This is a genomic window from Alcanivorax sp. (assembly GCF_014762765.1).
GTDB lineage: Bacteria > Pseudomonadota > Gammaproteobacteria > Pseudomonadales > Alcanivoracaceae > Alcanivorax.
In genome coordinates, this window is sequence record NZ_JABURH010000186.1 from 34,093 (window position 1) to 60,079 (window position 25,987).

At 58.9% G+C, this 25,987-nt stretch carries 24 protein-coding genes; 10 read left to right on the plus strand and 14 right to left on the minus strand.

Translation table 11 applies throughout. The features are described from left to right. Positions 1-22: 22 nt before the first annotated feature. From HUJ17_RS14110 to HUJ17_RS14120, 3 genes are all read right to left on the minus strand, one after another. Positions 23-1,246 (minus strand): hypothetical protein, encoded by a 1,224-nt coding sequence (locus tag HUJ17_RS14110; RefSeq protein ID WP_290511290.1) that lies wholly within the window; start codon positions 1,244-1,246, stop codon positions 23-25. Between the two features lie 291 nt (positions 1,247-1,537). Beyond that, positions 1,538-2,716, minus strand: a complete 1,179-nt coding sequence (locus HUJ17_RS14115) for a VWA domain-containing protein (RefSeq protein WP_290511291.1) — start codon at positions 2,714-2,716, stop codon at positions 1,538-1,540. Positions 2,717-2,734: 18 nt separating this feature from the next. Then, on the minus strand, positions 2,735-3,577 hold the full coding sequence (locus HUJ17_RS14120) for a MoxR family ATPase (RefSeq protein ID WP_290511292.1): 843 nt from the start codon (positions 3,575-3,577) through the stop codon (positions 2,735-2,737). Positions 3,578-3,855: 278 nt separating this feature from the next. On the opposite strand from HUJ17_RS14120, the gene HUJ17_RS14125 reads away from it, so the two are divergent. Further along, positions 3,856-4,572, plus strand: coding sequence for a 16S rRNA (uracil(1498)-N(3))-methyltransferase (locus tag HUJ17_RS14125; RefSeq protein WP_290511293.1), 717 nt, complete (start codon positions 3,856-3,858; stop codon positions 4,570-4,572). A 96-nt stretch (positions 4,573-4,668) separates the two neighbouring features. Here HUJ17_RS14125 and rluB read toward each other — a convergent pair whose 3' ends face one another. The 6 genes from rluB to HUJ17_RS14155 form a co-directional block, all read right to left on the minus strand. Next, the gene (gene rluB / locus HUJ17_RS14130) at positions 4,669-5,514 is read right to left on the minus strand and encodes a 23S rRNA pseudouridine(2605) synthase RluB (RefSeq protein ID WP_290511294.1); all 846 of its coding nucleotides are present in this window, start codon (positions 5,512-5,514) and stop codon (positions 4,669-4,671) included. After that, positions 5,507-6,436, minus strand: coding sequence for an SMC-Scp complex subunit ScpB (gene scpB, locus HUJ17_RS14135; RefSeq protein ID WP_290511295.1), 930 nt, complete (start codon positions 6,434-6,436; stop codon positions 5,507-5,509). The genes rluB and scpB overlap by 8 nt, the downstream gene beginning before the upstream one ends. Before the next feature lie 2 nt (positions 6,437-6,438). After that, complete coding sequence (locus HUJ17_RS14140) at positions 6,439-7,377, minus strand: ScpA family protein (RefSeq protein WP_300145982.1); 939 nt, start codon at positions 7,375-7,377, stop codon at positions 6,439-6,441. 29 nt (positions 7,378-7,406) lie between these two features. Further along, positions 7,407-8,621 carry a tryptophan--tRNA ligase gene (locus HUJ17_RS14145; RefSeq protein WP_290511296.1) on the minus strand — a complete coding sequence of 405 codons (1,215 nt, stop codon included), beginning with the start codon at positions 8,619-8,621 and terminating at the stop codon, positions 7,407-7,409. A 154-nt stretch (positions 8,622-8,775) separates the two neighbouring features. Continuing rightward, positions 8,776-9,399: an L-threonylcarbamoyladenylate synthase gene (locus tag HUJ17_RS14150; RefSeq protein WP_063509324.1), complete on the minus strand. Its 624-nt coding sequence runs from the start codon at positions 9,397-9,399 to the stop codon at positions 8,776-8,778. Positions 9,400-9,495: 96 nt separating this feature from the next. Further along, entirely contained in the window at positions 9,496-10,350 is an 855-nt protein-coding gene (locus tag HUJ17_RS14155) for a PHP domain-containing protein (protein ID WP_366471185.1), read from the minus strand. Between the two features lie 165 nt (positions 10,351-10,515). Here HUJ17_RS14155 and HUJ17_RS14160 point away from each other — a divergent pair, with 165 nt between their 5' ends. From HUJ17_RS14160 to HUJ17_RS14185, 6 genes are all read left to right on the plus strand, one after another. Beyond that, positions 10,516-11,256, plus strand: coding sequence for a VC0807 family protein (locus HUJ17_RS14160; RefSeq protein WP_290511297.1), 741 nt, complete (start codon positions 10,516-10,518; stop codon positions 11,254-11,256). A gap of 21 nt (positions 11,257-11,277) precedes the next feature. Further along, positions 11,278-11,577, plus strand: a complete 300-nt coding sequence (locus tag HUJ17_RS14165) for a YciI family protein (protein WP_290511298.1) — start codon at positions 11,278-11,280, stop codon at positions 11,575-11,577. Positions 11,578-11,709: 132 nt separating this feature from the next. Then, on the plus strand, positions 11,710-12,372 hold the full coding sequence (locus HUJ17_RS14170; RefSeq protein ID WP_290511299.1) for a TIGR04211 family SH3 domain-containing protein: 663 nt from the start codon (positions 11,710-11,712) through the stop codon (positions 12,370-12,372). A gap of 173 nt (positions 12,373-12,545) precedes the next feature. Continuing rightward, positions 12,546-13,436 (plus strand): acyltransferase, encoded by an 891-nt coding sequence (locus HUJ17_RS14175; RefSeq protein ID WP_290511300.1) that lies wholly within the window; start codon positions 12,546-12,548, stop codon positions 13,434-13,436. Positions 13,437-13,501: 65 nt separating this feature from the next. Then, positions 13,502-16,066 (plus strand): DUF349 domain-containing protein, encoded by a 2,565-nt coding sequence (locus tag HUJ17_RS14180; RefSeq protein ID WP_290511301.1) that lies wholly within the window; start codon positions 13,502-13,504, stop codon positions 16,064-16,066. After that, entirely contained in the window at positions 16,059-16,535 is a 477-nt protein-coding gene (locus HUJ17_RS14185) for a DUF4442 domain-containing protein (protein WP_290511302.1), read from the plus strand. The genes HUJ17_RS14180 and HUJ17_RS14185 overlap by 8 nt, the downstream gene beginning before the upstream one ends. A gap of 172 nt (positions 16,536-16,707) precedes the next feature. On the opposite strand, the gene HUJ17_RS14190 is transcribed toward HUJ17_RS14185, so the two are convergent. Continuing rightward, entirely contained in the window at positions 16,708-17,322 is a 615-nt protein-coding gene (locus tag HUJ17_RS14190) for a DUF924 family protein (protein ID WP_290511303.1), read from the minus strand. After that, a complete protein-coding gene (locus tag HUJ17_RS14195) occupies positions 17,315-17,950 on the minus strand; it encodes an arylesterase (RefSeq protein ID WP_290511304.1) in 636 nt (211 codons plus the stop codon). The genes HUJ17_RS14190 and HUJ17_RS14195 overlap by 8 nt, the downstream gene beginning before the upstream one ends. On the opposite strand from HUJ17_RS14195, the gene HUJ17_RS14200 reads away from it, so the two are divergent. Further along, positions 17,949-18,626: an ATP-binding cassette domain-containing protein gene (locus HUJ17_RS14200; RefSeq protein WP_290511305.1), complete on the plus strand. Its 678-nt coding sequence runs from the start codon at positions 17,949-17,951 to the stop codon at positions 18,624-18,626. The genes HUJ17_RS14195 and HUJ17_RS14200 overlap by 2 nt on opposite strands. Next, entirely contained in the window at positions 18,619-21,036 is a 2,418-nt protein-coding gene (locus tag HUJ17_RS14205; RefSeq protein WP_290511306.1) for an FtsX-like permease family protein, read from the plus strand. The genes HUJ17_RS14200 and HUJ17_RS14205 overlap by 8 nt, the downstream gene beginning before the upstream one ends. A gap of 32 nt (positions 21,037-21,068) precedes the next feature. Here the strand turns inward: HUJ17_RS14205 and HUJ17_RS14210 are convergent, their stop codons facing one another. Further along, positions 21,069-22,256, minus strand: a complete 1,188-nt coding sequence (locus HUJ17_RS14210; protein WP_290511307.1) for a multidrug effflux MFS transporter — start codon at positions 22,254-22,256, stop codon at positions 21,069-21,071. Between the two features lie 323 nt (positions 22,257-22,579). Here HUJ17_RS14210 and HUJ17_RS14215 point away from each other — a divergent pair, with 323 nt between their 5' ends. Continuing rightward, entirely contained in the window at positions 22,580-24,472 is a 1,893-nt protein-coding gene (locus HUJ17_RS14215) for a sodium:proton antiporter (RefSeq protein ID WP_290511308.1), read from the plus strand. Positions 24,473-24,479: 7 nt separating this feature from the next. Here the strand turns inward: HUJ17_RS14215 and HUJ17_RS14220 are convergent, their stop codons facing one another. Next, a complete protein-coding gene (locus HUJ17_RS14220) occupies positions 24,480-24,902 on the minus strand; it encodes a MerR family transcriptional regulator (protein ID WP_290511309.1) in 423 nt (140 codons plus the stop codon). 1 nt (position 24,903) lies between these two features. Next, positions 24,904-25,845 (minus strand): hypothetical protein, encoded by a 942-nt coding sequence (locus HUJ17_RS14225; RefSeq protein WP_290511310.1) that lies wholly within the window; start codon positions 25,843-25,845, stop codon positions 24,904-24,906. Positions 25,846-25,987 lie beyond the last annotated feature (142 nt).

Sequence of the window (25,987 nt, forward strand, 5' to 3'; positions counted from 1 at the left end):
GTTAACGACAAATTGCCTTCGCTCAGTGATCGCGGCTGTGGGTATGCTCGAACCGATAGGTCAGGTTCAGCTGCACCCGTGGCGCTTCGCTGCGATCTCCTGCCTGGTTGTCACGCATCCCGTAGGCCAGCTCGGCCCCGTAGCTGAGACTGTCATCGTGCTGGTGGATCAGGCTCAGGGTGCCGTAGCGGCTGCGGCGCATGGCATCCCCGGGTAACTCGCGGTCTTTTTCCAGGGTGATTTCGCCGCCGACCAGCGCCAGGGTCCAGTCCGGACGCCATTGCCACTGCCCACCGAGATAACCGCCCCGGGCCAGCAAGGGTTGCAGCCCATCCGCAGCGAATACATAGCCGTCCATACCGCTGTCACCGAAGCCGGACAGATCGTTGTAGTAATGGGCCATGGCCTCGCCGTAACTGCCGCTGGTCAGCAGGGTCAGACTGTCAGTTACAACCAGGGTGGCGCTGAGCACCCCGCCGGAGGCATTCGCGAATTGCTGTTCGCCACCGGCAAATTCCACTCCGATTTCCCGGTTTACCGCTGCGGCCCGTACGTGGCCTTTGCCATAGGGCTGGTTCCAGGCGGCGATGATGTCTGGGCGACGACCGCTGGCACTGCTCAGGTTATCCGGGTCATACACTTCCGGATTGGGGTCCTCCAGTGCCAGGGTCAGACGCTCGCCCTGCCAACGCACCCCCGTCTGTCGAGCAAAGATGGCGCTATTGGGGCCCTGGGAATCCAGCGTCAACGGCCAGGCTGGACCATCCAGCAAGGCGGTATAGCCGTAACCGGCACGCAGGGCGCCGTATTCGAAATAGAAATCCCTAACCCGCAAATCGTAACCATCGATGCTGCCGAACAGGTCAACGGCAAACACAGCATGGGGCCCACTGCCCTCGCCGATTCGCAGGCCAAGCTGACTGTTCTTGCCATGCAACTCGAAGTTCTGCTGGTGGGTGTCGCCGGAAGGGATAGTGCTCGGGATAAGCAGATCATTAAGCCCTGCGTTCTTGTCATCATAGATGGCATCCACGCTGACCTTGCCGAACACGGCGAAGACGGGCCACTGCACATGGTTTGACGGGGTATGGGTTGGCGCATCCTGGGTCAGGTTGGCCTTGAGCTGATCGAGCTCCTGCTGCAGACGACGGATTTCAGACTGGGTGGTATCCGCGGACAGGCCGGCGGTGACCAGCGCGGTACTGCTGAAAACGGTCGTCCAGATGGTGGTTCGCACCCTGGACATGGGGATTCTCCTGAAGTCCACCGGATCACGGTGGGCGTTCATCTTTTTGCTTCGGCGTCCCGGGGTTCCGTGCCTTGTGGGCTGTCCGGGGCGTGAAACGCGAAAAGCGCGAAGAATACGGATGCAGGACTGCTGCCGCTACTAGACGAATTGTTTATTGCGGCAAAATACGTGGGTGGGCAGACGAGCGGAATGCAGATTTTTGCTTTTGAGGGGCGCAGTGAATAACTTGCCTGCAGACAAACCGGATCGCGGCGGTTCGGCTGCAGGCAGCCTTCTACAAAAAGACCATTACTTGCTCAGGTAACGCATGGCCTTTTCCAGGCCTTCAATGGTGAGCGGGTACATCTTGTGTTCACTGAGTTGCTTGATCCACTGGGTGGAGGTGGTCATCTGCCAGGCCCGCTCCGGTTCGGGGTTGAGCCAGGCCACCTTTTCGTAGGTTTCCATGACGCGCTGGAACCAGACCGCACCGGGCTCCTCGTTCCAGTGCTCCACGCTGCCACCCACGGAATTCACTTCGTAGGGGCTCATGGCCGCATCGCCGACAAAGATTACCTTGTAGTCGCTGCCATACTTGTGCAACACATCCCAGGTGGAAATCTTCTCGTCCCAGCGACGGCGATTGTCCTTCCACACATATTCATAAATGAAGTTGTGGAAGTAGAAATACTCCATGTGCTTGAACTCCAGCCGGGCGGCGGAGAACAGCTCTTCGCAGAGTTTGATGTACGGGTCCATGGAGCCGCCCACATCTAAGAAGATCAGCACTTTGACCCGGTTTTCCTTCTGCGGACGCATCTTGATATCGAGCAGGCCGGCATTGCGCGCAGTGGATCGGATGGTGTCATCCATATCCAGCTCTTCTTCACGACCGATGCGGGCAAACTTGCGCAGGCGACGCAGGGCCAGCTTGATGTTACGCGTGCCCAGCTCTACGGAATCGTCCAGGTTGCGGAATTCCCGCTTTTCCCAGACTTTTACCGCCCGCTTGTTACGCGACGGCCCCACCATGCGCACCCCTTCCGGGTTAGCGCCATAGCCGCCGAAGGGGCTGGTGCCGCCGGTGCCGACCCACTTGTTGCCGCCCTGGTGCCGCTTTTCCTGCTCTTCGAGCCGCTTGCGCAGCTCGTCCATGATCTTTTCCAGGCTGCCCAGGCCCTTGAGTTTCTCGAACTCTTCCGGGCTCAGGTTCTTCTCCAGCTCCTTGCGCAGCCACTCATCCGGAATCACCTTGTTGAGCCAGTCCGGCTCCAGGTTTTCCAGCCCCTCGAAGTAATTGGCAAAGGCCTGATCGAAGCGGTCATAGAACTTTTCGTCCTTGACCATCACCGCCCGGCTCAGCAGGTAGAAATCCTCGATGGAACCGAAGGCCACATGGGCCTGGAGGGCATCAAAGAGGTCCAGCAGCTCACGCAGGGTCACCGGGACCCGGTAGCGGCGCAGATTTTCGAAGAAACCAATCAGCATAATCAGTCAGCGCTGCGGTTAGCTTTCGCGACGGTTCATGAACGCCAGGCGCTCAAGCAGCTGGACGTCCGACTCGTTTTTCAGCAACGCGCCATAAAGCGGCGGCACGGCACTCTTGGTATCCCGGTTTCGCAGGATATCCGCCGGAATATCGTCGGCCATGAGCAGCTTGAGCCAGTCGATCAGCTCACTGGTGGACGGCTTCTTCTTCAGTCCGGGCACCTTGCGCAGATCGAAGAAGATTTCCAGGGCCTCGGTGACCAGGTTCTTTTTGATCTCCGGGAAATGCACATCCACGATGGCCTGCATGGTCTGGGCATCGGGGAAATTGATGTAATGGAAGAAGCAGCGACGCAGGAAGGCGTCAGGCAGCTCTTTCTCGTTGTTGGAGGTAATGATCACGATCGGGCGCTGCTCGGCGCGGATGGTTTCCCCGGTCTCGTAGACGAAGAACTCCATGCGATCCAGTTCCTGCAGAAGGTCGTTGGGGAACTCGATGTCGGCCTTGTCGATCTCGTCGATCAGCAGCACCACCTGGCCTTCATGGGTAAAGGCTTCCCACAGCTTGCCTTTTTTCAGGTAGTTGGCCACATCTTCCACCCCTTCGGCGCCGAGCTGAGAGTCACGCAGGCGCGACACCGCATCGTACTCGTACAGGCCCTGCTGGGCCTTGGTGGTGGATTTGATATTCCAGGACAGCAGTGGCAGGTCCAGGGACTCGGCCACCTGTTCTGCCAACAGGGTCTTGCCGGTACCCGGCTCACCCTTGATCAGCAACGGGCGCTTGAGGGCGATCGCTGCGTTAACGGCCATTTTCAGGTCGTCGGTGGCCACATATTGGTCAGTACCCTGAAACTGCATGAAATTCTCCACACTTGAACAGTTAATCGAACGGGTGAACGGGCGGCACACTCTACCAGCGGCCTGAAGGCGTCGCCAGTTACCAGCAGGCCAAAACCCAGCCACATACCAGGGATGTCCTGACGCAGTCGAATGGGCTGGTTGTGCAATGTGAGCAATCTAGCAAGACCAGATGACCAGGCAAAGGGCGAGAACAGCCAAGTAAACAGCGATTTACGTCACTCTTATTCGGCGATTTCCGCGCGGATTCCCGGTCAGGCTGTGCGATAATCCGCGCCATGAATCTGCTGTTACTGCACCCTCACCAACACCTTCATGGCGATCTCTGGCAGCTGGACGAGCGCCAGTGCCGGCATGTGCGCGACATTCTGGGATTGGCGGAGGGTGACAGCTGCCGGGCCGGGATCGTTGATGGCGGCATGGGAAAAGCAGAGATAGAATCATTTAAAAACAATGAAATACAAGTTTCATTTAAAGAAGATTCTCATAGCCCTCCTCCTCTACCACTTTCACTGTTGCTGGCGCTGCCCCGCCCCAAGATGCTCAAGCGCATCCTGATTGATGCTAGCAGTCTTGGCATAAAGCGTATCGTGCTGATCAATAGCTGGAAGGTGGACAAGAGCTACTGGCAGACCCCCAACCTGAAAGCCGATTTGCTTCGCGAGAAAATGCTGCTGGGACTGGAGCAAGCCCGCGATACCACACTGCCGGAGCTGGTTCTCGCCCCGCGTTTCAAGCCGTTCGTGGAAGATGATCTGGACACCTGGGCAGGCCCCGGCCGCCGCCTCCTCGCCCATCCTGGCGACTACCCGGCCATGCCCTGCGATCTGAGCGAACCTGTCACTCTGGCCATCGGCCCGGAGGGCGGCTGGACTGACTACGAAGTGGAGATGCTGCAGCGGCAAGATTTTGCCTGCCACAGCTTCGGGACGCGAATTCTCAGAGTGGAGACAGCGCTACCCGCGCTGGTAGGGCGCTTGATGAGGCTGCCGTAGGAGCGCCGCTCTCTGTGCCCTGCGGGTATGAGGCGCGAACCCCGATTGGCATAATTCGGCGACTCGCGCCTCGAGAGGCGCTCCTACAGGTGCAACTTAACGGCGGTAAGGACCGCGGGCCTTGCGGGGTGGTTTGCTGCCGGTGCGTTGGTGGCGCAGGCGGGCGCGACCGTAGAGGCCGGTGTATTTCTTGCCCTTCAGCTCCACCTTGCCGATCAGGGCCTGGATTTGCTCGGCTTCCAGTTCCATCCAGCGACCCTGGCGTAGCTGCGGCGGCAGCGTCAGGTCGCCAAAGCGAATTCGCATCAGTCGGGCTACATCCAGATCCTGAGACTGGAACAGACGGCGCACTTCCCGGTATTTACCCCCGGTCAGTGTCACCTTGTACCAGTGGTTGGCGCCCTCTTCCGCACCCCCGGCATCCTCGATGCTGTCAAACTTCGATACGCCATCTTCAAGCAACACGCCATCGAGCATGGCCTGACGCTTTTCCGGGGTCATGCCTCCGCGCACTCGTACTGCATACTCTCGTACGAAGCCGTTGGACGGATGCATCAGACGATGCGCCAGCTCGCCATCGGTGGTGAACAGCAGCAGGCCGGTAGTATTGATGTCCAGACGCCCTACCTGCACCCAGCGCATGCCCTGCAGGCGCGGCAGATTATCAAACACCGTGGGGCGCCCTTCCGGATCGTTGCGTGAGCACACTTCGCCGGGTGGCTTGTGGTACATGATCACGCGCTGAACGATATCTTCTTCCGGCTTCACTTTAATAATCCTGCCATCCACACGTAGGGTGTCTTCATTGCCAACCCGGTCGCCCAGGGTTGCCACAGTGCCGTTGACCGAAACCCGGCCATCAGCAATCCATTTTTCCAGCTCCCGACGGGAGCCCAAGCCAGCTCGCGCCAGCACTTTCTGCAATTTTTCAGTCTCAGTCATGACGTGTCTGGCTGTCCTCTGCACTGTCATTCGCAGCGGCATCTGTGCCGTCAGCGTCATTAATAGGGCTATTGTCGGTCGTATCGGCCTCTGCGGCCATGGTTTCCTTGCCGGTGCCCTCCGACTCTTCCTTGTCGGCTCCCGGTTTGCGGCGGAATTCATGCTCAAAGCTGGTCAGGACCGAGTCCACCTTGTCCATGCTCATCAAGGTAGCGTCGTCAATTTCTGGCTCCTGCTCCAGCCCCGGGAAGGCCTCCTGATCACCGGGAAGCCGGGGTTCGCGTTCGTCATCCAGCATGCTATGGCCGTCTTCACCTTCCGGCGCCTCATCCATGTCACCCGGTGCCGCATTGGCCGGTGGCACATCGCTGAGGGCCAGCTCTTCGTTGATCTTGTCCAGATCGCGGATCTCCGACAGCGGCGGCAGATCTTCCAGGCTCTTCAGGTCAAAGTAGTCGAGAAACTGCTTGGTGGTGGCAAACATGGCCGGTCGGCCCGGCACGTCCCGGTGCCCCACTACACGCACCCAGTTTCTCTCCAGCAGACTTTTGACGATATGCGAGCTTACCGAAACACCACGAATTTCTTCGATTTCGCCACGGGTAATGGGCTGGCGATAAGCGATCAGTGCCAGAGTTTCCAGAATCGCCCGACTGTAGCGGGGCGGCTTCTCCTGCCACAGGCGACTGACCCACTGCCCCAGCTCCGGGCGAGCCTGAAAGCGGAAACCAGACGCCACTTCCTTCAGGAAAATGCCGCGATCGGCATAGGCCGCATCAATATCTTCCAGGTATTTACCCAGATCCTGCTTGCTGGGACGATCTTCTTCGTCAAACAGGGACAGGATCGCATCCCGGTCCAGCGGGCCTTCAGCCACCAGAATGGCGGCTTCGATAATTCTTTTTATCTGCTCAGCTTCCACGCTTACCCCTCGGTTCCGTCATGGGCATCGGTTTCATCATCCACGCCGTCATCGGGTTCGTCTTCCAGCTCCAGCTGGGCCAGCACATCGGATTCTTCCAGCACCAGTGTCTTCGCCTTCACGTGAATCGGGGCAAAAGGTCCGTTCTGTACCAGTTCAATCAGGCTGCCCTTGACCAGCTCCAGGGTAGCCAGAAACGTCACCACTACACCGAGACGACCTTCTTCGGGATTGAACAACTCCACAAAGGGCACAAAATCTCGGCCCTTGAGTTTGTCCAGCACGTTGGCCATACGCTCGCGGGTAGACAGTTTTTCCCGGGACACCTGGTGACTCTCGAACATGTCCGCCCGGTGCATGACCTCTTTCAGGGCCAGCAGCAGCTCACGCATATCCACGTCCGGCTGGGCCTTTTCGCGGGTAAACTCAGGGCGCCTGGCCTCCGCCGGGAAGATGTCTCTTTCCAGTCGAGGCAACCCGTCGATATCTTCCGCTGCCTGCTTGAAGCGTTCGTATTCCTGCAGGCGACGAATCAGCTCAGCCCGCGGGTCATGCTCCTCTTCTTCCTCGTCGTCTTTCTGGCGAGGCAGCAACATGCGCGACTTGATCTCCCCAAGCATGGCGGCCATCACCAGGTATTCCGCCGCCAGCTCGAAATTCATGGCCTTCATCAGTTCCACGTATTCCATGTACTGGGTGGTAATAGTGGAGACCGGGATATCGAGAATATCCAGATTCTGGCGCTTGATCAGGTACAGCAGCAGATCCAGCGGGCCTTCAAACGCTTCCAGGAAAACTTCCAGCGCATCCGGCGGAATGTACAGATCGTCCGGCAACTTGGTGATGGCCTTGCCATACATCAAACCAAAGGGCATCTCGGCCTGGCTGGGATGCAGCGGCTTCATGACGGGTGTGACTGTAGGTTCTGCCGGTTCAGTCATGTCTCTCTCCCGAGAACGCCCAGGGCGCCTCAGCGGTAATTGAGCCCCATGGCGGCACGGACTTCTTCCAGGGTGGCGCGGGCGGCCTCGCGGGCTTCCTCACAACCTTCGGCGACCAGGGTGCGCACCAGATCCGGGTTGCGCAGGTGCTCCTCGGCGCGCTTGCGGATCGGCTCCAGCTCTGCCTGAACCGCCTCGATGACAGGCTTCTTGCAGTCCAGACAGCCGATGCCGGCGCTGGTGCAGCCCTCTTTCACCCACTGACGGGTGTTATCATCGGAATAGACCATATGGAACTGCCACACCGGGCAGTTATCCGGATTGCCTGGGTCGGTACGGCGAACCCGGGCCGGGTCTGTAGGCATGCGGCGGATCTTGCTGTCGATATCCGCCTCCTCTTCACGCATGGTGATAAAGTTGCCGTAGGACTTGGACATTTTCTGCCCATCCAGCCCCGGCATCTTGGAGGCCGGTGTCAACAGTGCCTGAGGCTCGGGCAGAATCACCTTGCCGCCCCCTTCCAGGTCGCCCATCAATCGTTCCTTGTCCCCCAGCGTGATGTTCTGCTGGCTTTCCACCAGGGCACGCGCGGTTTCCAGGGAGGTCTCATCACCTTTCTCCTGGTACTGGCGACGGTGATTCAGGTACACCTTTGCCTGCTTCTTGCCCATTTTCTTGATGGCCGCATCCACCGCTTCCTCGAAGCCGGGCTCGCGGCCGTACAGGTGGTTGAAGCGCCGTGCCACTTCCCGGGTCAGCTCCACGTGGGCTACCTGATCGGCGCCCACCGGCACCTGCCCAGCCCGGTAAGCCAGGATGTCTGCAGATTGCAGCAACGGATAACCCAGGAAGCCGTAGGTACTCAAATCCTTCTCGCGCAGCTTTTCCTGCTGGTCCTTATAGGTAGGCACCCGTTCCAGCCAGGATAGCGGCGTCATCATGGACAGCAGCAGGTGCAGCTCCGCATGCTCCGGCACCTGACTCTGGATAAACAGGGTGGCCGAGCCCGGGTTCACCCCGGCGGCCAGCCAGTCGATTACCAGATCCCAGACATGCTGTTCGATCTTGTGCGGGTTTTCGTATTCGGTGGTAAGCCCGTGCCAATCTGCCACGAAGAAAAAGCACTCATACTCGTGCTGCAGACGCGCCCAGTTTTTCAGCACGCCATGGTAATGCCCCAGATGCAAACGGCCAGTGGCGCGCATGCCGGAAACAACTCGCTGGGAGGGAACCACGGAACTCAAAGCCTACTCCTTAACAAACCCGACTATCCGTACGCCACCTTTGGCGATGCACGGAGGAAAGCCCGCGATTATACGGTGAACCGGGCCATCAGGGACAGTAGCAAGCGGGCCCTTTGCGGCACTATGGGTAAAAGATGACCAGTGAAGGCGGATATCAGTAAATACTGTCCACCGGACCAGCCCCTTCACGCACTACTTCCGGGCCATCACCGTCGGCCAGGGAAATCACGGTGGTTTCGGTAACACCGCAGAAGCCGCCATCAATAACCAGGTCCACCTGTCCTTGCAGGAAATCACGAACATCCTGAGGGTCAGTGAGCGGAAATTCGTCGTTGGGCAGATGGCAAGTCGACGTCATGATCGGCTCGCCATGCTCGGCCAACAATGCCTGGCAGATGGGGTGATCCGGCACGCGAATACCAATATTGCGTTTTTTCGGGTCCATCAACCGTCGAGGCACTTCGGTGGTGCCCTTGAGGATGAAGGTATAGGGACCCGGAGTGTGAGACTTGAGCAGACGATAATCCGGGTTTTCTACCTTGGCATAAATCGCCAGAGCCGAGAGATCGTGGCACAACAGAGTGAACTGATGCTTCTTATCCAGCTGTCGCAGCCGGATCAGGCGATCCAGCGCATTCTTCTCACCAATGCCACAGCCCAGTGCATAGGTGGTATCCGTCGGGTAGGCGATCAGCCCGCCGTTGCGAATAACGTCTACCGCCTGGCGGATTAGTCGCGGCTGGGGTGTTTCGGGATGAATGTAGAGGATTTCGGTCATAATTTCAGTTGATAGTTGATAATTGACAGTTGACAGCTAACATCAAAACATTGACGCAACCTATTGTTTTAGCTGTCAACTATCCACTGTCAATTGTCAACTGGTTAGCCTCCCTTCCCACACCGGCCTCGCGCCATTCGGGACCGGCGGTAGTCGTCCCAGCGCAAGCCATTTCTGCTCCGGCGAATGAAAGTCCGACCCGGCAGACACCTGCAGGTCGAAGTGCTGCCAGCATTCATCCAGGAGTGCACTCTGTTGCGGGGAGAGCCCTGGCATGGCCACTTCCAGGCCATCGCCGCCCGCTTCCTTGAAGCAGGCCAGAAACTGGCGCAGTTTTTTGCGTGTCATGCCGTAGGCTTGAGGGTGAGCCAGCACCGCGGTGCCGCCAGCGGCATGGATATCGGCGATGGCCTCATCAAGAGTACACCAGGGGGTGGCCACAAACGCGGATTGGCCCTGTTTGAGGTAACGGTTAAAGGCATGCCGCTGGTTGCGCACCCTGCCCGTCTCTTCCAGAAACCGAGCAAACAAGGGGCGACCCGGGGCATCGGTGCCTGCCAGCTCGCAGGTGCGCTCATAGGTATTGGCCAGGGTGGCTGCACGATCCAGGCGGCGGCCAATCTCCCGGGCACGGTTTACCCGTGCCGCTTGCTGGGCGGCCACCCTTTCCTGCAGCTGTCCACAGTCCGTGTCCAACCATAACCCCAGAACGTGGTACTCGCGGTTTTCGTGGCGCACGGACAGCTCAATACCGTTCACAAGACTGATTTCGTGCTGCCGGGCAGCCTCGCCAGCCTCCGGCAGCCCGGCCAGGGTGTCGTGGTCCGTCAACGCCAGACAGGTCACTCCGTAGTCCGCAGCCCTCGACACCAGCGCTGCAGGGCTTAGAATACCGTCGGACGCAGTACTGTGACTGTGCAGGTCGATTGTGTGGTTACAGGAGATAGCCAGATCCTCTCAAGGTTCTCGATGTGTCTGCAGTGACTCCAAATCCGCCAAACGGGCCCGCTTCGGCAGGCTTACGACGGTAATCAAGGCGCAGGGTAGCATTTTTGTGCCCGGCACCGGCATCTTTAAAGGCGCCAGGCAGCCCTAACCGATCAAACGGAATACTCAATGAGCGACAGCGACACCCCGGAACAGCGTGGCAAGCCGGCCAGCGCCACGCCGCCGAAACAGGAAAGCCTGCTGGCTAACCTGTTGATCAATATCATCATCCCTGCCCTGATCCTGGCCAAACTCTCCGGGGATGACTGGCTTGGCACCAAATGGGCCATCGTGGTGGCGCTGGCCTTCCCCCTGCTTTACGGCCTGCGGGACTTGCTGCAGAACGGCAAGGCCAATTTCTTCTCTGGTCTGGGCATTGTCAGCATTCTGCTGACCGGCGGCATCAGCCTGATGGAGCTGGACGCCAAGTACATTGCCATGAAAGAAGCCGCTATCCCCGCATTGTTGGGCGTCGCAACCGTGGTTTCCCTGCGTACCCGCTGGCCGCTGGTAAAAACCTTTCTTTATAACGACAAGGTGCTGGATACCGACAGGATCGCCGCCCGACTGGAAGACAACAACAATCTCAGCGCCTTCGAGCGAACGCTCAAGCAGGCCTCCTGGATGGTCGCGGCCTCGTTTTTCCTGTCTTCCGTGCTCAACTACGTGCTGGCCAGGATTATCCTGACCAGCCCACCGGGCAGTGAGGCGTTCAATGCAGAGCTGGGCAAGATGACAGCCCTGAGCTACCCGGTTATTGTCTTGCCCTCAATGATTGTACTGATTCTCGCCATGGTCTTTCTGTTTCGCCGCATCGGCAAACTAACCGGCCTGAAGCTGGAAGAGATCATGGCCGCACACCACCGTTAACCCTGAACAAAGAGCGAAACCATGCTGTACGCGATTATCAGTGAGGACGTGGCCAACTCCCTTCCCTTGCGCAAACAGGCCAGGGCAGACCATCTGGCCCGCCTTGAAACCCTCAAAGAACAGGGACGGTTGATTCTTGCCGGCCCGCACCCAGCTGTCGACAGCAACGATCCCGGCGAAGCCGGTTTTACCGGCTCTTTGGTCGTGGCTGAATTTCCCTCACTGGAAGCCGCCCAACAGTGGGCGGATGCCGATCCCTACATTGCTGCCGGCGTTTACGCTGGCGTCACGGTAAAGCCGTTCAAGAAGGTGCTGCCCTGACCTGATGGCGGGCGGATTGCCATTTTTTACAAAGACACCACGGCCCACAGCGCGAAATGTGATTATGGTAGCGCCGCAACCCTGATGACTTCTCTAGACTGCGCGGCCTGACACGAAGGAGTAAAGACCCCCATGCTCGCAAGACTGGTTTGTTTCCTGGCAATAATGGTAGCCAGCCATACGGCTGTTGCCTCCACTGCCTGGGTAGATGACAGCATCTATGTACCTATTCGCTCATCTGCCAACCCCTCTGGCCGTATTCTCCATCGCGGGATCCAGAGCGGCACCCGCATCGAGTTTCTCGGATTCAACGGGGACTGGGCGAAAATCCGTTATAAGGACATTGAGGGCTACATCGGCAAACAGTATCTGAGCCAGAGCCCTACTGCCGAAATTTTGCTGGAACGAGCCAATCAGGCCAGTGAACAGGCCAAGGCAGAAGCCGCCAAACTGCGTACCCAGTTGGCCGAGCTCAAAGGCCAGCACGAGGCGCTCTCAGAACAGTCATCCGAGCTTAAAAATGCCCTGAGCGCCCGCAGCAACGAACTGGAACAACTACAGGACGTGGCCTCCGACCCGATTCGTCTGGACCAGGCCAACCGCCGCCTCAACGAAGAGTTGAGCCTGCTTCGTTCCGAGCTGGATCAGGTAAAAGGCGAAAACGTCATGCTTCGCAACAACAACACCTCCCAGCAATGGATCACCGGGGTCGGCATTTTGCTGCTCGGTCTGGTTGCTGGCATGATCATGCGCTCACGGTCAGGTCGCCGTCGCAACAGTGGCTGGGCCAACTGACACGCTACCCTGGCGCGACGTCAATCAAGGCCATGCCTGTTGGGCATGGCCTTTTTTTTGTGAAAACACCCCAACACCCTGTATTTTCGGCAAAAATGACCGAAACGGACACGGGACATGCCCGCAGCCTTTGGGTAGCATGCCTGTTTACCCTGATATTGACGACGACAGTTATGACTATCTGGCACAAGATTCGTGGCGCACTGGCCCTGCTGGGCATCCTGCTTAACACCCTTCTTCTCTGCCTTCCGCTTTACTTTTTTGCCTTGCTGCGGCTGGTGTTGCGTGGGGACAAATCCCAGGTGGTCTTGTCCAAAATCCTGGTCTTCATCGCCGAAACCTGGATCGGCATCAATAACGCCATCATTGGCCTGACCAGTCAGGTGAAATGGAACATCACCGGCATGGATACTCTGGATCGCGATCAGTGGTACCTGGTCACGTGCAACCACCAATCATGGGCCGATATCCTTGTGCTTCAGCGCATTTCCAACCGCCGCATTCCGTTCCTGAAGTTTTTCCTCAAACAGGAATTGATCAAGGTACCCTTGCTGGGGCTGGCCTGGTGGGCGCTGGATTTCCCCTTCATGAAGCGATTCAGCAGGGCTGAAATTGAAAAGAACCCATCACTGAAAGGCAAGGATCTGGAAACGACTCGCAAGGCGTGCGAGAAATTTGCCTACTTCCCCACCTCGGTGATGAACTTTTTTGAAGGAACCCGCTTCGAGGCGGAAAAACACGCCAAGCAGCAATCGCCCTACAAACACCTGCTCAAACCCAAGGCCGGCGGCGCCGCCTTCACCCTGAATGCCATGTCAGGGCATTTGCGAAATTTGCTTGATGTGACCATTATTTACCCCCCGGAGGCTCCTCGCTCTCTGCTGGCCTTTCTCGGCGGCGCCATGAACGATATCGACGTCATCGTTCAACAGCGCGTTATCCCTGCCTGGGCCTCGGAAGGCGACTATGAATCGGACCCGGAGTTCCGCGCCCGATTCCAGCAATGGATTGGCGAGCTCTGGGCGGAAAAGGACGCCTTACTGACTTCAAGAATGGGCCAATAAGCCAGATTGATTCGGCGTATCGGCCCACAAAAACAGGGACCCGGGAAGCACCCGGGCGAAATATTATGTTTGGCCGATTTCTGAAACCACGCTGGCAGCACGCCAATCCCGATATGCGGCTCAAGGCCGTCGAACAATTATCCCCCAGTGGCGACGAGGCCACCCTGGCCCGCCTGGCCCGGGGTGATTCCAACTCGCTGGTGCGGGCAGCTGCCAGCGGCAGGATTACCGACTTCTCCCTACTGGATGAAATCCACCAGCGCGATGAAGAGCCCTCGGTTCGAGAGGCGGCCTCCATGCGCATCATGGCTCTGCTGGCCGGCACTGCAGATGGTGCCCCCAACAGTGAAACCCGGCTGCGACTGATCCGCCTGACGGATAACCGCGACGCCCTGGCCTATATTGCCCGCAACAGCCCCGATGAAATGTGCCAACAGGCCGCCATTGAGCGCCTGGATGATGACAGCCTGCTTTTCGAACTGGCACTGGAAAGCAGGACCGAAACCCTTCGACTGGAAGCCGCCCAGCAACTTCGCAGCCTCTCCCTGCTCAAGCGCCTGAGTCGCGAAGGTCGCGACAAACGTGTCACCCGGCTGGCCCGGGAGCAAGCCAAGGCCTTGCAGGAAAAAATACAGCATGAAGAAGCTGAATCCGCACGGGTAGTGCAACTGGCCGATCGGCTGGAGCAACACGCCCGCCGCTCTGTTGACGCCCTGTATGGCCCGCGCCTGGAGCAACTGGAACAGCAATGGCAGGACAGCAGCAACCGGGCCACTCCGGACCTGGCCGAGCGGGTTCAGCAAGCACTGCAGCAATGCCGCCACCAACTGGCGACCCTACAAGAGGAAACCCATCGCCAGGCACTTGCGGATACCGCCCGTGCAGAACGGGAAGCGGCAGCCCACAACCTGTATCAACTATTGAGTCAGAGCGACCCGCAAGCCTGGGAAGACCAGCTGGGCGAGTTGCGCTCTGCCCTTGCCACCCAGAAGCGCCGCTGGGACAGTGCCAATGAACAGGCACCGGCCCCTGACAATGACAAGCAGGCCTTCGAGGATCTGGTCCGTGCTTTCGAACGCATGTTGAATCTGGCTGCCGATATTCTGGAAGCCCGCGATGATCAGGCTCGCCTGCAGAGCCTGGCTGCAGAGTGGCCCACGGGATATCCCAAGCCTCCAATACTGACTGCACTCACCACCCCATCCCGCGAAGAAAAGCCATCACCGGCCCCGGCTCGCCCGGCGTCGAGCCCTCATCAAGGGCTACTGGTTGCACTGAAACGGGAGCTTCGAGAAGGCAATCTGCGCCACGCCAATCGCCTCTGGCACAAGGCCCAAGCCATCATCGAGGAAGACGGCGATCCGGCGCTGGCCAGCCAGCTGAAGAAACTGGAAGGCCGTCGCGCAGAGCTGCAGGACTGGCACCGCTTTGCGGCTGAACCCAAGAAAATCTCGCTGTGTGAGTCTATGGAAGCCCTGGCTAACAGCAGCATGGATGCCCCGCAACTGGCGTCTGCCATCCAGGCCCTCCACGATGAATGGCGCGCCCTGATGAGTTCCGACCAGGATGAAGACCAGGCACTGTGGGACCGATTCAAGGCCGCATCTGATCGCGCTTATGAGCCTTGCCAGGCCCATTTCGCCGAACAGGACGCCCTGCGCCAAAGCAATCTGGAAAAGCGTCGTCAACTCTGTGAACAGCTGGAACAATTTATTGCCGGCCAGGACTGGAGTCGTGCCGACTGGCAAGGCATCTGGCAAATTCGCCAACAGGCACCGAAGGATTGGAAGGCCATCCAACCGGTACGTTTCACTGATGCTCGCGAGGTGCAGAAACGCTTCTCTGCCATCCTGTCTGGCCTGGATGAAAGGCTGAAGGAATATATCGACCAGGCAGAAACCGCCCGGCAAGCCCTGATCAGCCAGGCGAAAGCGCTGGCGGAACTGGACGATGTGGGCGAAGCCACCCGCCAGGCCCAGCAACTGCAAAAACAATGGCGCGACACCCCCTGGCTCCCGCCAGCCCAGCACCGTGCCGGGCAAAAGCAATTCAAGAAGATCATGGACAGCCTTTTTGCCGAGCGCAATCGTCAACACGCCGAGCGCAAGGCAGAACAGGAGGCCCGCTCGCAGGAGGCTCAGGGTGCCGTTGAAAGCCTGCAAGCCTGCCTGGATGCCCCTTTCTCAAAAGACAGCGCCCATGCCCTGAAAGACGCGCTGCAGGCTGTTGAGCAATTCAACAGCGCCGCCCTGCCCCAATCACTGAATCGCCAGGCCCAGCAACTTCGACGCCGCGCCCGGGAAAGGCTTGATCGCCTGTCCGAATGGGAGAACTGGCAGGCGCTGCAACAGAAGGTGGAAAACCTTGCCGAGGTAAACGAGTGTGGCGAAGAGTCGCTGACGCTGGCGGTGGCCTTCGAAGCGCTGGCCGGGGTGCCCAGCCCGGAAGCCGAGCGCCAACGGCGCCTTCAGTGGCAACTGGAGAAATTGCCGTCGGCAATGAAGCAGCAGGAATTTGCCGCCCTGGATGAGATGAGCCGTCTACTGAAAGCCCACGACCAACCCATCTCTACCGCTGTCCGTAACCGTCTTCACCAGGCCCTGGCCGTGCTGGAGCCCGGCAGTGAGTAACTTTCTCACCCGTTTCGCCCGGACTCCAAGAGGCCTGCGCTGGTTTCTCAACTTATACGGGCCTTATCTTGGGGCCGGCGTGCGAGTGGATTATCTGGCGGAAGATTTTCGCGACCTGAAAGTGTCTATGGGGCTGCACTGGTACAACCGCAATTACGTGGGCACTCATTTCGGTGGCAGCCTGTATTCCATGGTGGACCCGTTCTACATGCTCATGGTCATGAATGTACTGGGCCGGGACTATATAGTCTGGGACAAGGCTGCAGAAATTGATTTCATCAAGCCGGGGACAGGACGGGTCCATGCTCGCTTCCAGCTGACCGATGCCATGCTGGACGATATCCACCGACATACAGCCGATGGCAACAAATACCTGCCCTGCTGGCCGGTCACCATCGTCAACGATGATGGTGAGACCGTCGCACAAATCAACAAGACGCTCTATATCCGCAAGAAAATGTCTGGCTGAAAGGCAAGCAGCATCTGGTTTTACCACGGAGTCGCAGAAAAACAACAGGCACAGCATCCGGCACCATTGCAGGAGCGCCGCTCGAGGCGCGGACACGCCACGATGCATGCACTACCTGTTCGCGAAAGAGTTTCCTCTCTGTGACTCTGCATCCCCAGTAGCAAATAATCTTTTACTGCCCGAAGCTACCCGATGTTTCCAGCCATGCGAGCTCTTCAGCGGTGCTTTCCCGCCCCAGCGCCTTGTTGCGATGAGGGAAGCGACCGAAACGACCAATCAGTTCCTGGTGCTGTTTGGCGGCGTTAACGCTGCTGCGTACTGAATCGCGACAGGAAACCGGTGCACGTTCCAGCAAGTCGGTCATGCTTTTCAGGCAGAGATCCTGGAGATCTTCGTCTTCAGCGTGCATCAGTGGCATCAGGAAAAACACCTGAGCGCACAGAGGCAGTTTGCAGTGCATCTGCCTTGAGACACCCTCGACCGCCAGCGTCGCCGCCCGATGATCGCCAGCAAAGGCCTCCCGTTGGCCTCGATAGATATGACGGGTGAACTGATCCAGCAGCAAAATCAAAGCCAAACGAGACTGTGGCTGGCGCTCCCAGTCCACCAACTCCTGCTGAAGGGAGGCCTCTACATAGGCCCCGAAGCGATGCGCAATTTCCGCATCATCCCCGGCACTGGCACGAAACCATTTACGTGTCACCGCTGGCTTCGGCCAATCCTGGGTAAGCCCATCCTCAAACCAATAATCCAGTACGTCCTGCCAAGGGGGTGTCAGCTCAAACATTCCCGCCTCCTTTGCCGTTGCCACACCGGGTCGGCAACAGGGGCTCGAGTACCGACAGGGCGTGGCCCTTCAGCAGGGGCTGTGCTTGCTCGGTAGGATGAATGCCATCATTCTGCAGCCACCCCTGCTCCACCACTCCTTCCAGAAAAAACGGGAACAACGGCACCTGTTTATCGTCAGATACCTGACGGAACTGTTGTTCGAACAGGCGGGTATACTGTTGCCCGTAATTGGGGGGAATACGCATGCCAAGCAATACCGGCGTGGCATCAGCCGCGCGGCTTTTTTCGATCATCTGCGCCAGATTGTTCGCCATAGCCACAGGGGACAAGCCACGCAGGCCATCATTGCCGCCAAGCTCAATGACCACGATCTGCGGTGCATGTTTGTGAAGCAATGCGGTCAACCGACTATTGCCCCCGGCGGTGGTTTCTCCACTGACCGAGGCATTGATCACGGGGAAATCACGGCAGCGCTGTTCCAGTTCTTCCTCCAGCAGGGCGACCCAGCCGTCAGATTTTTCAATACCGTAGGCGGCGCTGATACTATCGCCAAGAACCAGCACGCCCCCGGCCCGGGCAGACAGCGAGGCCACTGCCAGAAATGCCACTAAAAGAAGCCGAATCATGAATACAAAGTCTCCCGTATTAAGCGCCCAAAACCTTGGCAAACGTGTACAGGGGCCGGAAGGTGGGCTGGATCTGCTGCAGGATATCACGCTGGCAGTGAATGCCGGTGACAGTCTGGCCATTACCGGGCCTTCTGGTTCCGGCAAATCCACATTGCTGTCCCTGCTGGCCGGGCTGGATGTGCCCACCAGCGGCGAGGTGCTGCTCGGGGATACCCCTTTCAGCAGCGGCAACGAGGACCAACGGGCCCGCCTGCGCGGCGAGCAATGCGGCTTTGTGTTCCAGCATTTCCAGCTGGTGGCGGATCTCACCGCCCAGGAAAACGTGATGCTGCCGCTGGAAATTCTTGGCCGTGGCAAGGCCCGCGATACCGCCCGGCACTGGCTGGGCCAGGTCGGGCTAGGCAAACGCTGCCACCACTTCCCCGCCCAGTTGTCCGGCGGTGAACAGCAGCGCGTTGCCCTGGCGCGGGCCTTCGCGGTAGCGCCTTCGTTGTTATTTGCTGATGAACCCACTGGCAGCCTGGATTACGCCAACGGTGAGCACGTGGCTGACCTGCTGTTTTCGCTGAACCAGGAACAGGGCACCGCCCTGGTGCTGGTGACCCACGACCAGACCCTGGCCCGCCGTTGCAGCCGCTCCATGTCGCTGGTGGAGGGCCGTCTTGGTGTTTAAGGCCTGGCGCTCCCCCGCATTCCGCGTTCAAGCACTGGCAGTGCTGGTGGCAGCCTTTGCCATGACCGCCATGCTGATTCTCCGTGACACCGTGGATCAACGATTCAATCAGCGTACTGCCGTTGCCCTGGGCGCGGACCTGATCCTCGAAGGCACCCGTTTTCCGGAACCGGAACAGCGGCAACTGCTGGCAGAAGCTGAAGGAACCCGTCACACCGAAAGCGTCACGTTTTCCAGTGTGCTGATAAATGATGAAACCTTCCTGTTGGCCAGTATCCGTGCGGTTTCTGCCGGTTTCCCGCTCTACGGCGAAATCCGGATCAGTGATGGACGTTTTGCCGACCCCTATGCGGTGAACCATGGTCCTGAACCCGGGCATGTCTGGATTGCCGGCACCGGGCTGGACCGTCTGGGCCTGCAAACCGGCGAGTTCATTACCCTGGGTGAACGCAGCCTGTTGATCGACAAGGTGATCGTCCAGGAGCCGGACCAGCAGGCGGGTTTCTACAGCATGAATCCGCGTGCTCTGATCCATCTTGATGATCTGCCAGACACTGGAGTACTCGGTGAAGGCAGCCGCTACCGGCATAGCCTGCTGGTAGCCGCCGACGATGCCCCCCGTCAGCGGCTGGAAGACCGCCTGACTCCAGGGCTGCGCCCGGATCAGGAGCTGGAAACATTGGCCAATACCGAACTGCGCAGCCGTGGGCCGGTGGAGCAGCTTTTCCTCTGGTCGCAACTGGCCGTGATGCTGGTGGTGCTGCTTTGCGCTGCAGCCATCTACCTGACCTCCAACCATCGTGCCAGACACCAACAAACCCTCTGTGCGGTAATGAAAACCGTTGGTGCCAGGCAGACTACCATCGTTCGCCGCTTGTTGGGCGGTGATGCCCTGGCATTGCTGATCCCGACTCTGATCGGTATTGGTCTGGCCAGCGCGCTGGGCATTTATCTGATCGCGCTTATGGGAGGCGGTATGGCCTTTCCCGTTTCCGCTCCGCTGCTGGGGCTGATCGGCCCGGTGTTGCTATGGCTGGGATTTGCCGCACCGACGCTGTGGGCGCATCTGGGTCTGCCCGCCACCGCCTTGCTGCAGCAGCGCGACAGCCAGCCCGGTCGCCAGCGCTGGACTCTGCTGATTGCCCTGCTCACGCCGATTCCACTTGCTGCACTGATGAGTGGCTCACTGGCCAGCCTGTGGCCCTTGCTGCTGCTTACCTTTGCCATCGCGGTGGGTTTGCCTTTACTGCTGTGGCCACTGGTATCACTGCTAGACCGCGCCAGCAGCAGGATCCCCCTGGCGGCGCGCCTGGCACTGCGGCGCCTGAGCCGGCGCAAGGCCACCACCCTGCCCCTGCTGGCGGCGCTAGTGGTGTCTTTGGCGGTACTATCCATGTCAATACAGACCGGCCGACAACTGTTGAACGACTGGCGCTCAACCCTGCCCGAGAATGCACCCAACTATTTTGTCATCAACCTGTTTGATCAGGATCTGGCACCCTTCAATGACTGGCTGGCCCAACACAACAGCGACAGTCAACCACTCTACCCGGTGGTACGTGCTCGGCTCACCTCCGTTAACGGCGAACCGGTACGTGAAGCGGTCACCAAGGAAGAGGACCGGGGAGATCGGGCATTAAACCGGGATCTGTCTCTCACCGAAGCGGATGCCTTGCCCGACAGTAACGTGCTGCTGGAAGGCCGGTGGATCGAGCGACCCGGTGAGGTGACCGTGGAAAGCAAGCTGGCTGAATCCCTGGGGCTGAAACTTGGCGACCAGCTGACCTTTACTGGTGCTGCCACGCCCATTGAGGCGGAGATTGTCGGCTTGCGGGACGTAGACTGGGAGAGCTTTGCGCCCAACTTCTATTTCATGTTCTCCCCTGGCACCCTCGACGCCCAGAGCCGCACCTGGATTACCAGCTTTTATCTGGCAACCGAGAAAAGCAAGGAGCTGGGCAGTCTTGTACAGGAGTTCCCGCAGATCAGCCTGCTGGATGTGAATGCTATCCTTGCCACCCTGGAAGAGATTGTTGCCCAGGCCAGCCGGGCTGCGTTCTTCGTGGGGTTGCTGCTGATGCTGGCTGCCCTCCTGGTGCTGGCCGCCGCCCTGCTGGCCAGCGCCGACCAGATGCGCAAGGATAATCACCTGCTGGTGGTGATCGGCGCCCGCCAGAACCTGCTGCGGCGCACTGCGGCCCTGCAGGCCCTGTTCCTGATCGGCGGCGCGGCGCTGCTGGCCAATCTGATTCACGTCGCAGCGCTGTTTCCACTGGGGCAGAAGCTGTTTGATGGGGAATTGCCGTTGAGTCTGTGGCTGTTGCTTCCCTGGGGCGTCGCTGGGCTGCTGGTGCTGACGGCCCGCTTGGCACCGCCGTTGCGACCAGCTGCCCGTGGAGGCAAGGCCTGACGCAGGCAATTAGGGTGACCTCATAGGGTGGATTAGCGTTCCGCTCCTTTCCTGAACCACAGGAAAACGACCAGCGCTGCAATGCTGCTGCCCGCCATCAGCAGGGTCATGGGTACCGGGGTGCCATCGTGCCAGGTTCCCAGTATCGTCCCAATCAAACCGGCCAACAGGAATTGTAGGGTGCCATTCAGGCCAGTAGCTGCTCCGCTGTCCCGATCGAACAGGCTCAGGAAACCGGCGATGCCGTTGGGGATCACCAGTGCCACCATCCCCGCCATTGTCATGATCAACGGCACCACCGCCCACAAAACGAGGCTGTCTGTCAGCGTCAGTGCCAACAAGGCCACTCCGGCCAGAGCCTGCAGGATCAGGCCCGCCCGCATGATGTCCGCACTGGCGTAACGACGCAGCAACACCACATTCAGCCGGTTCAGACCGAGCATGGTCACCACATTGGCACCGAAATAGAGCGGGAATCGCTCGGGACTGATCCCGAAATGCTCCATGTACAGGAAGGCAGCATCGGTAATAAAGACAAACAAGGCCGAGAACGCCAGCGCATTGGCCAGAATAAAGCCCATGGCCGGACGATTTCTTAGCACCCGACCATAGGCGTTAAACAGCCGATGCCACAGCAGCTCGTTGTCTTGGCATTGAGGCACAGTGGGCAGCGGGAAGCGAACCAGCAGCATCAGCATCACCCCGTAGCCGGCCAGCATGAAGAAAATGCTCTGCCAACCTGCAACGTTAAGTAATACCACGCCGACTGCCGGGGCCAGCAGCGGTGCAATCAGCATGACCAGGCCGATGCTTGTCAGGACGTTGGCAGCCTGCTGGCCGGTAAAATGGTCCCGTACCGAAGCGGCAGCAATCACAACGGAGGCACCGCCACCCACTGCCTGCAGAAAACGCAGCACGTACAGCGCTTGAATATCACGACTGAAAGGAATCAGCAGGCTGGCGGCGATAAACAGCAACAACCCAGTATAGGCCACCGGTTTACGGCCAAAATGATCCGACAGCGGGCCACCCAACCACTGGCCCAGCGCCACACCAAGCACATAGATGCTGACCGAGATCTCCACATCATGTATCGGCACGACAAAGTGCTCGGACATGGCAAGCAGCGCCGGCAGGTAGGTATCAATGGCCAGCGGGCCCAGAGCAACCAGTGTGCCGAGCAATAACGCCAGTCGGCGCGGAGAGATTGGGGCTTGCATGCAACGTCCAGTCAGGCTGTGAGGAGTGGATGTTAACCCATGTCCTCGCAGGCTTCAGTGATTTTATGAACCAGATTCATTTTTGGTTGTTAAAAACGGGTTGCGGCCACCGGGCTGTCCTGTGACCATTAGCCGCTTTGGTGGGTTACCAAACAGGCTCACCGATGGGTTTCAGACACGCTATGGATGCCAGCGATGACAGCATTGCCAACGGACCGGGACAGGTCCCCCGCTGCCCCCTTGCGAATGCATTCAGCAATTCGCCCCACTTATCCTGTTAGTACTGCTTGCCCGGCTCCCCATCATTACCAAACGGAAACTGCATGGATTTAGAGATTGCTTACCAATTGGCCATCATCACCGTTGTGGCCTTCCTCTGTCAGTGGGTTTCCTGGCGTATCAAGCTGCCTGCCATTCTTCCCCTATTGCTGACAGGGCTGGCACTGGGGCCACTCACCGGCGTGCTACAACCCAAAGAACTGCTGGGCGATCTGCTTCTTCCTGGCGTTTCGCTGGCGGTATCCATCATTCTTTTTGAAGGGGCCATGACCCTTCGTTTCGATGAAATTCGCGGTCTGGAGAAAACGGTTCGCCGCCTGGTCACCTGGGGCGCGCTGGTCACCTGGTCCATTGTGGCCATTTCCGCATGGTGGCTGCTGAAACTGTCGTTTGACCTGGCCCTGCTGTTTGGCGCTCTCGTAGTGGTCACCGGGCCTACCGTGATCGTGCCATTGTTGCGCAGCGTACGCCCGGTGAGCAGCGTGGCACGGCTGCTGCGCTGGGAAGGCATCGTAATTGACCCGCTGGGCGCCATTTTTGCGGTACTGGCCTATGAGCTGGTGGTGGCCAGTGGCCAGGAAGGAGCCCTGCTCCACACCCTGTGGCTGTTTATCCAGACCATTACCGTGGGCACCGCCATCGGGGTTGTGGTTGCCATGGCACTGGCGGCGCTGCTGCGTCGGCATCTGGTGCCGGAATATCTGCGCAGCTTTCTGGTGCTATCTCTGGTAATCGGCGAATTCGTGCTTGCCAACGCACTCAGTGAGGAATCCGGCCTGGTGGCCGTCACCGCCACCGGCATCGTGCTGGCCAACCTGAAGGGAGTGCGGACCAACGACATCCTTCACTTCAAGGAAAACCTATCTGTCATTCTGATTTCCGGCCTGTTTATTGTGCTGGCCGCGCGACTGGAAATGCAGGAGCTGCAGCAGCTTGGGCTGATGGCACTGGTGCTGCTGGCAATTATCCAGCTGGTGGCCCGCCCTGCCTCGGTGCTGGTGGCAACCCTTGGCTCCAATCTGAACTGGCGGGAAAAATCCCTGCTCGCCTGGATCGCTCCCCGTGGCATTGTGGCCGCTGCCATTTCTGCCCTGTTTGCCGAACGGTTGTTGCAAAACGGGGTGGCCGGAGCGGAAATGCTGGTGCCCCTCACATTCATGGTCATCATTGGCACGGTGGCCCTGCAAAGCCTGACTGCCCGGCCGCTGGCACGGTTACTGAAAGTCGCCGAGCCGGCACCGCGAGGTTTCCTGATTGTGGGAGCCAACCCGGTGGCCCGGGCCATTGGTTCATCCCTGCAGAAAAACCAGTTCCCGGTGATGGTTACCGATTCCAGCTGGGAGTCCATCCGCCTGGCGCGCATGGAAGGCCTGAGCACCTTCTATGGTAATCCGGTCTCCCAACATGCAGACCAATATATGGACCTGGTTGGCTACGGCAAATTGCTGGGACTGAGCCCACGGCGAGAGCTGAACACCATGGCCACCATGCGCTATCGACTGGAGTTCGGTGAGCCGAATATTTTCAGCTTGCCTACCCAGCGCAGCGACAAGGAAGTGAAACATGAAGTGGCCCCTGAACACCGTGGTGCCACTCTGTTCGGTGCGGAAATGACCTATGCACGCCTGGCCAGCCTGTTAAGCCAGGGGGCTGAAATCCGCAAGACCCGGCTCACTGAAGAATTCGATTTCAACACCTACCTGCAAACCCCTCACCGCCGGGTATGGCCCCTGTTTGCCATTGATACCCGTGATCGCATTTATGTGTTCAGCGAGGAGAGTCAGCCAGCCCCCAAGGCAGGTTGGCATGTGCTTGGCCTGATCAAGGAAGATGCCGCCAAGGAAGAGGCCCGCACAGAGGCACGCGCTGAAGCGGCCGCGGAGAAAGTGGCAGCGGATAAACAGAAAGGCACCGACAAGGGAAACAAGAAAGGCTGAGCCGGAATTAGCCCGCGCGCCCTGTGTCATCGACAAAGGTGTCGATCAGCCCGCAGACCCGGCCATCATCCAGCCGGCGGTCCGGGCTGGTTTGCCATTCGGCCATCGCGGTACGCATTCTCTGGCTGAGAGATTTCAGCTCCGAAATTTGCGTCTCCACCTGCTCCAGGCGGGTCTCAATAAGCATACGGACCTGGCCACAAGGTGATTCGCCATGCCGCGATGCATCTGCCAGCGACTGAATATCCGTTAGTGTAAAGCCCAGATGCCGAGCCTTCAGGGCAAAGCGCAGCAGCCGTAAATCCGTATTTCCGTATCGACGATAGCCGTTATTGGGATCTCTTGCCGGCTGCAGGAGGCCAATGTCGGTGTAGTGTCGAACCGTTTCGGTGGTGGTTCCCGCCTTGCGGGCCAGATCGGAAACGCGCATATCATTTCTCTCCCGGCTCAGCCCAGGGTTGGTAGACAGCAGGCATCGAGACATCCTGCTGCTGGTAATAACTGTGGATGGCAGCCGCCAGGTCATCCGCACCCAAGGCGGCAGACAGCGTATCCAGAAAGGTCGTCCCTTGTTGTGGGACAGCCAGAAAACACTGTAAGGCAACGTCAGCGAGCAGGCGGTTGTCCGGGTAGCGCTGCCAGGCCTGCCGCAACGAGTCATCGACCCAACCACATCGCTGATGGCTCAGTGCCGACCGCCCTTCCAGCCACCAGAGATAAGGGTCGTCGCCGAGAGCCCCGTGCAATCCAGCACTGATTTTGCGGTAATGATTCTGGTCAGTTCCCATGAAGGTTTTTTCCAGCTGCCATAGAGCTGGCTTTTCTGTGGCTTGCTGGGCGTGCAGGGCTTGAGCTTCGCAGGGCTCGCCGCTGCACTGGGCCAGCCACAGTGCCAGCAAGCTCGGTTGGCCTTGTGCCAGAGCAACAAGTCTGGGCGAGTCGGGATGATCCCGCAGCATAGTCAGGAATGCCTTACCGTCCGGTTGGTTGAACCGGTCACCGTAAGCAACCAGCTTGCTCAGCTGCAGGCCGCTGCTGTAGTCGTACCACTCGGTCAGCCGATAATGGGCGCCGGCTTCGCCCTCTAGGCGCAGAAAACCCACGCCACCGCCAGAAAAATGGAGCCGGATACGGGCAGCAAAACGCTTGTCATTTTCATTGAACCCGGTAACAGCAAATTGATCGATATTGACGTCCTGCACCCAACGGGCAAGCACTCTATCGGGAATGGGTAGTAACGCCTGCCTGGACAGCACCGGTTTGAGCGAGCCACTGGCCAGATCCGCTCGCAGGGCCTGCAGTGTGCTGCTGTCAGCAACTGCAGCTGATGCGAGGAAGACAAACAACAACGCAGCTAAAAAACGGTAACCCATACGAAACCTCATTCAATGCCGCACAGACTAGGCAAAAAAGCGATGAGGCGCTACAAATTGGCGTATTCCAGGAGTCATTAGACACAGATGCCCACAAGGCTTTTCTTTAACCGATGGGCGTTGCTTTTCAAAATGACTGTCT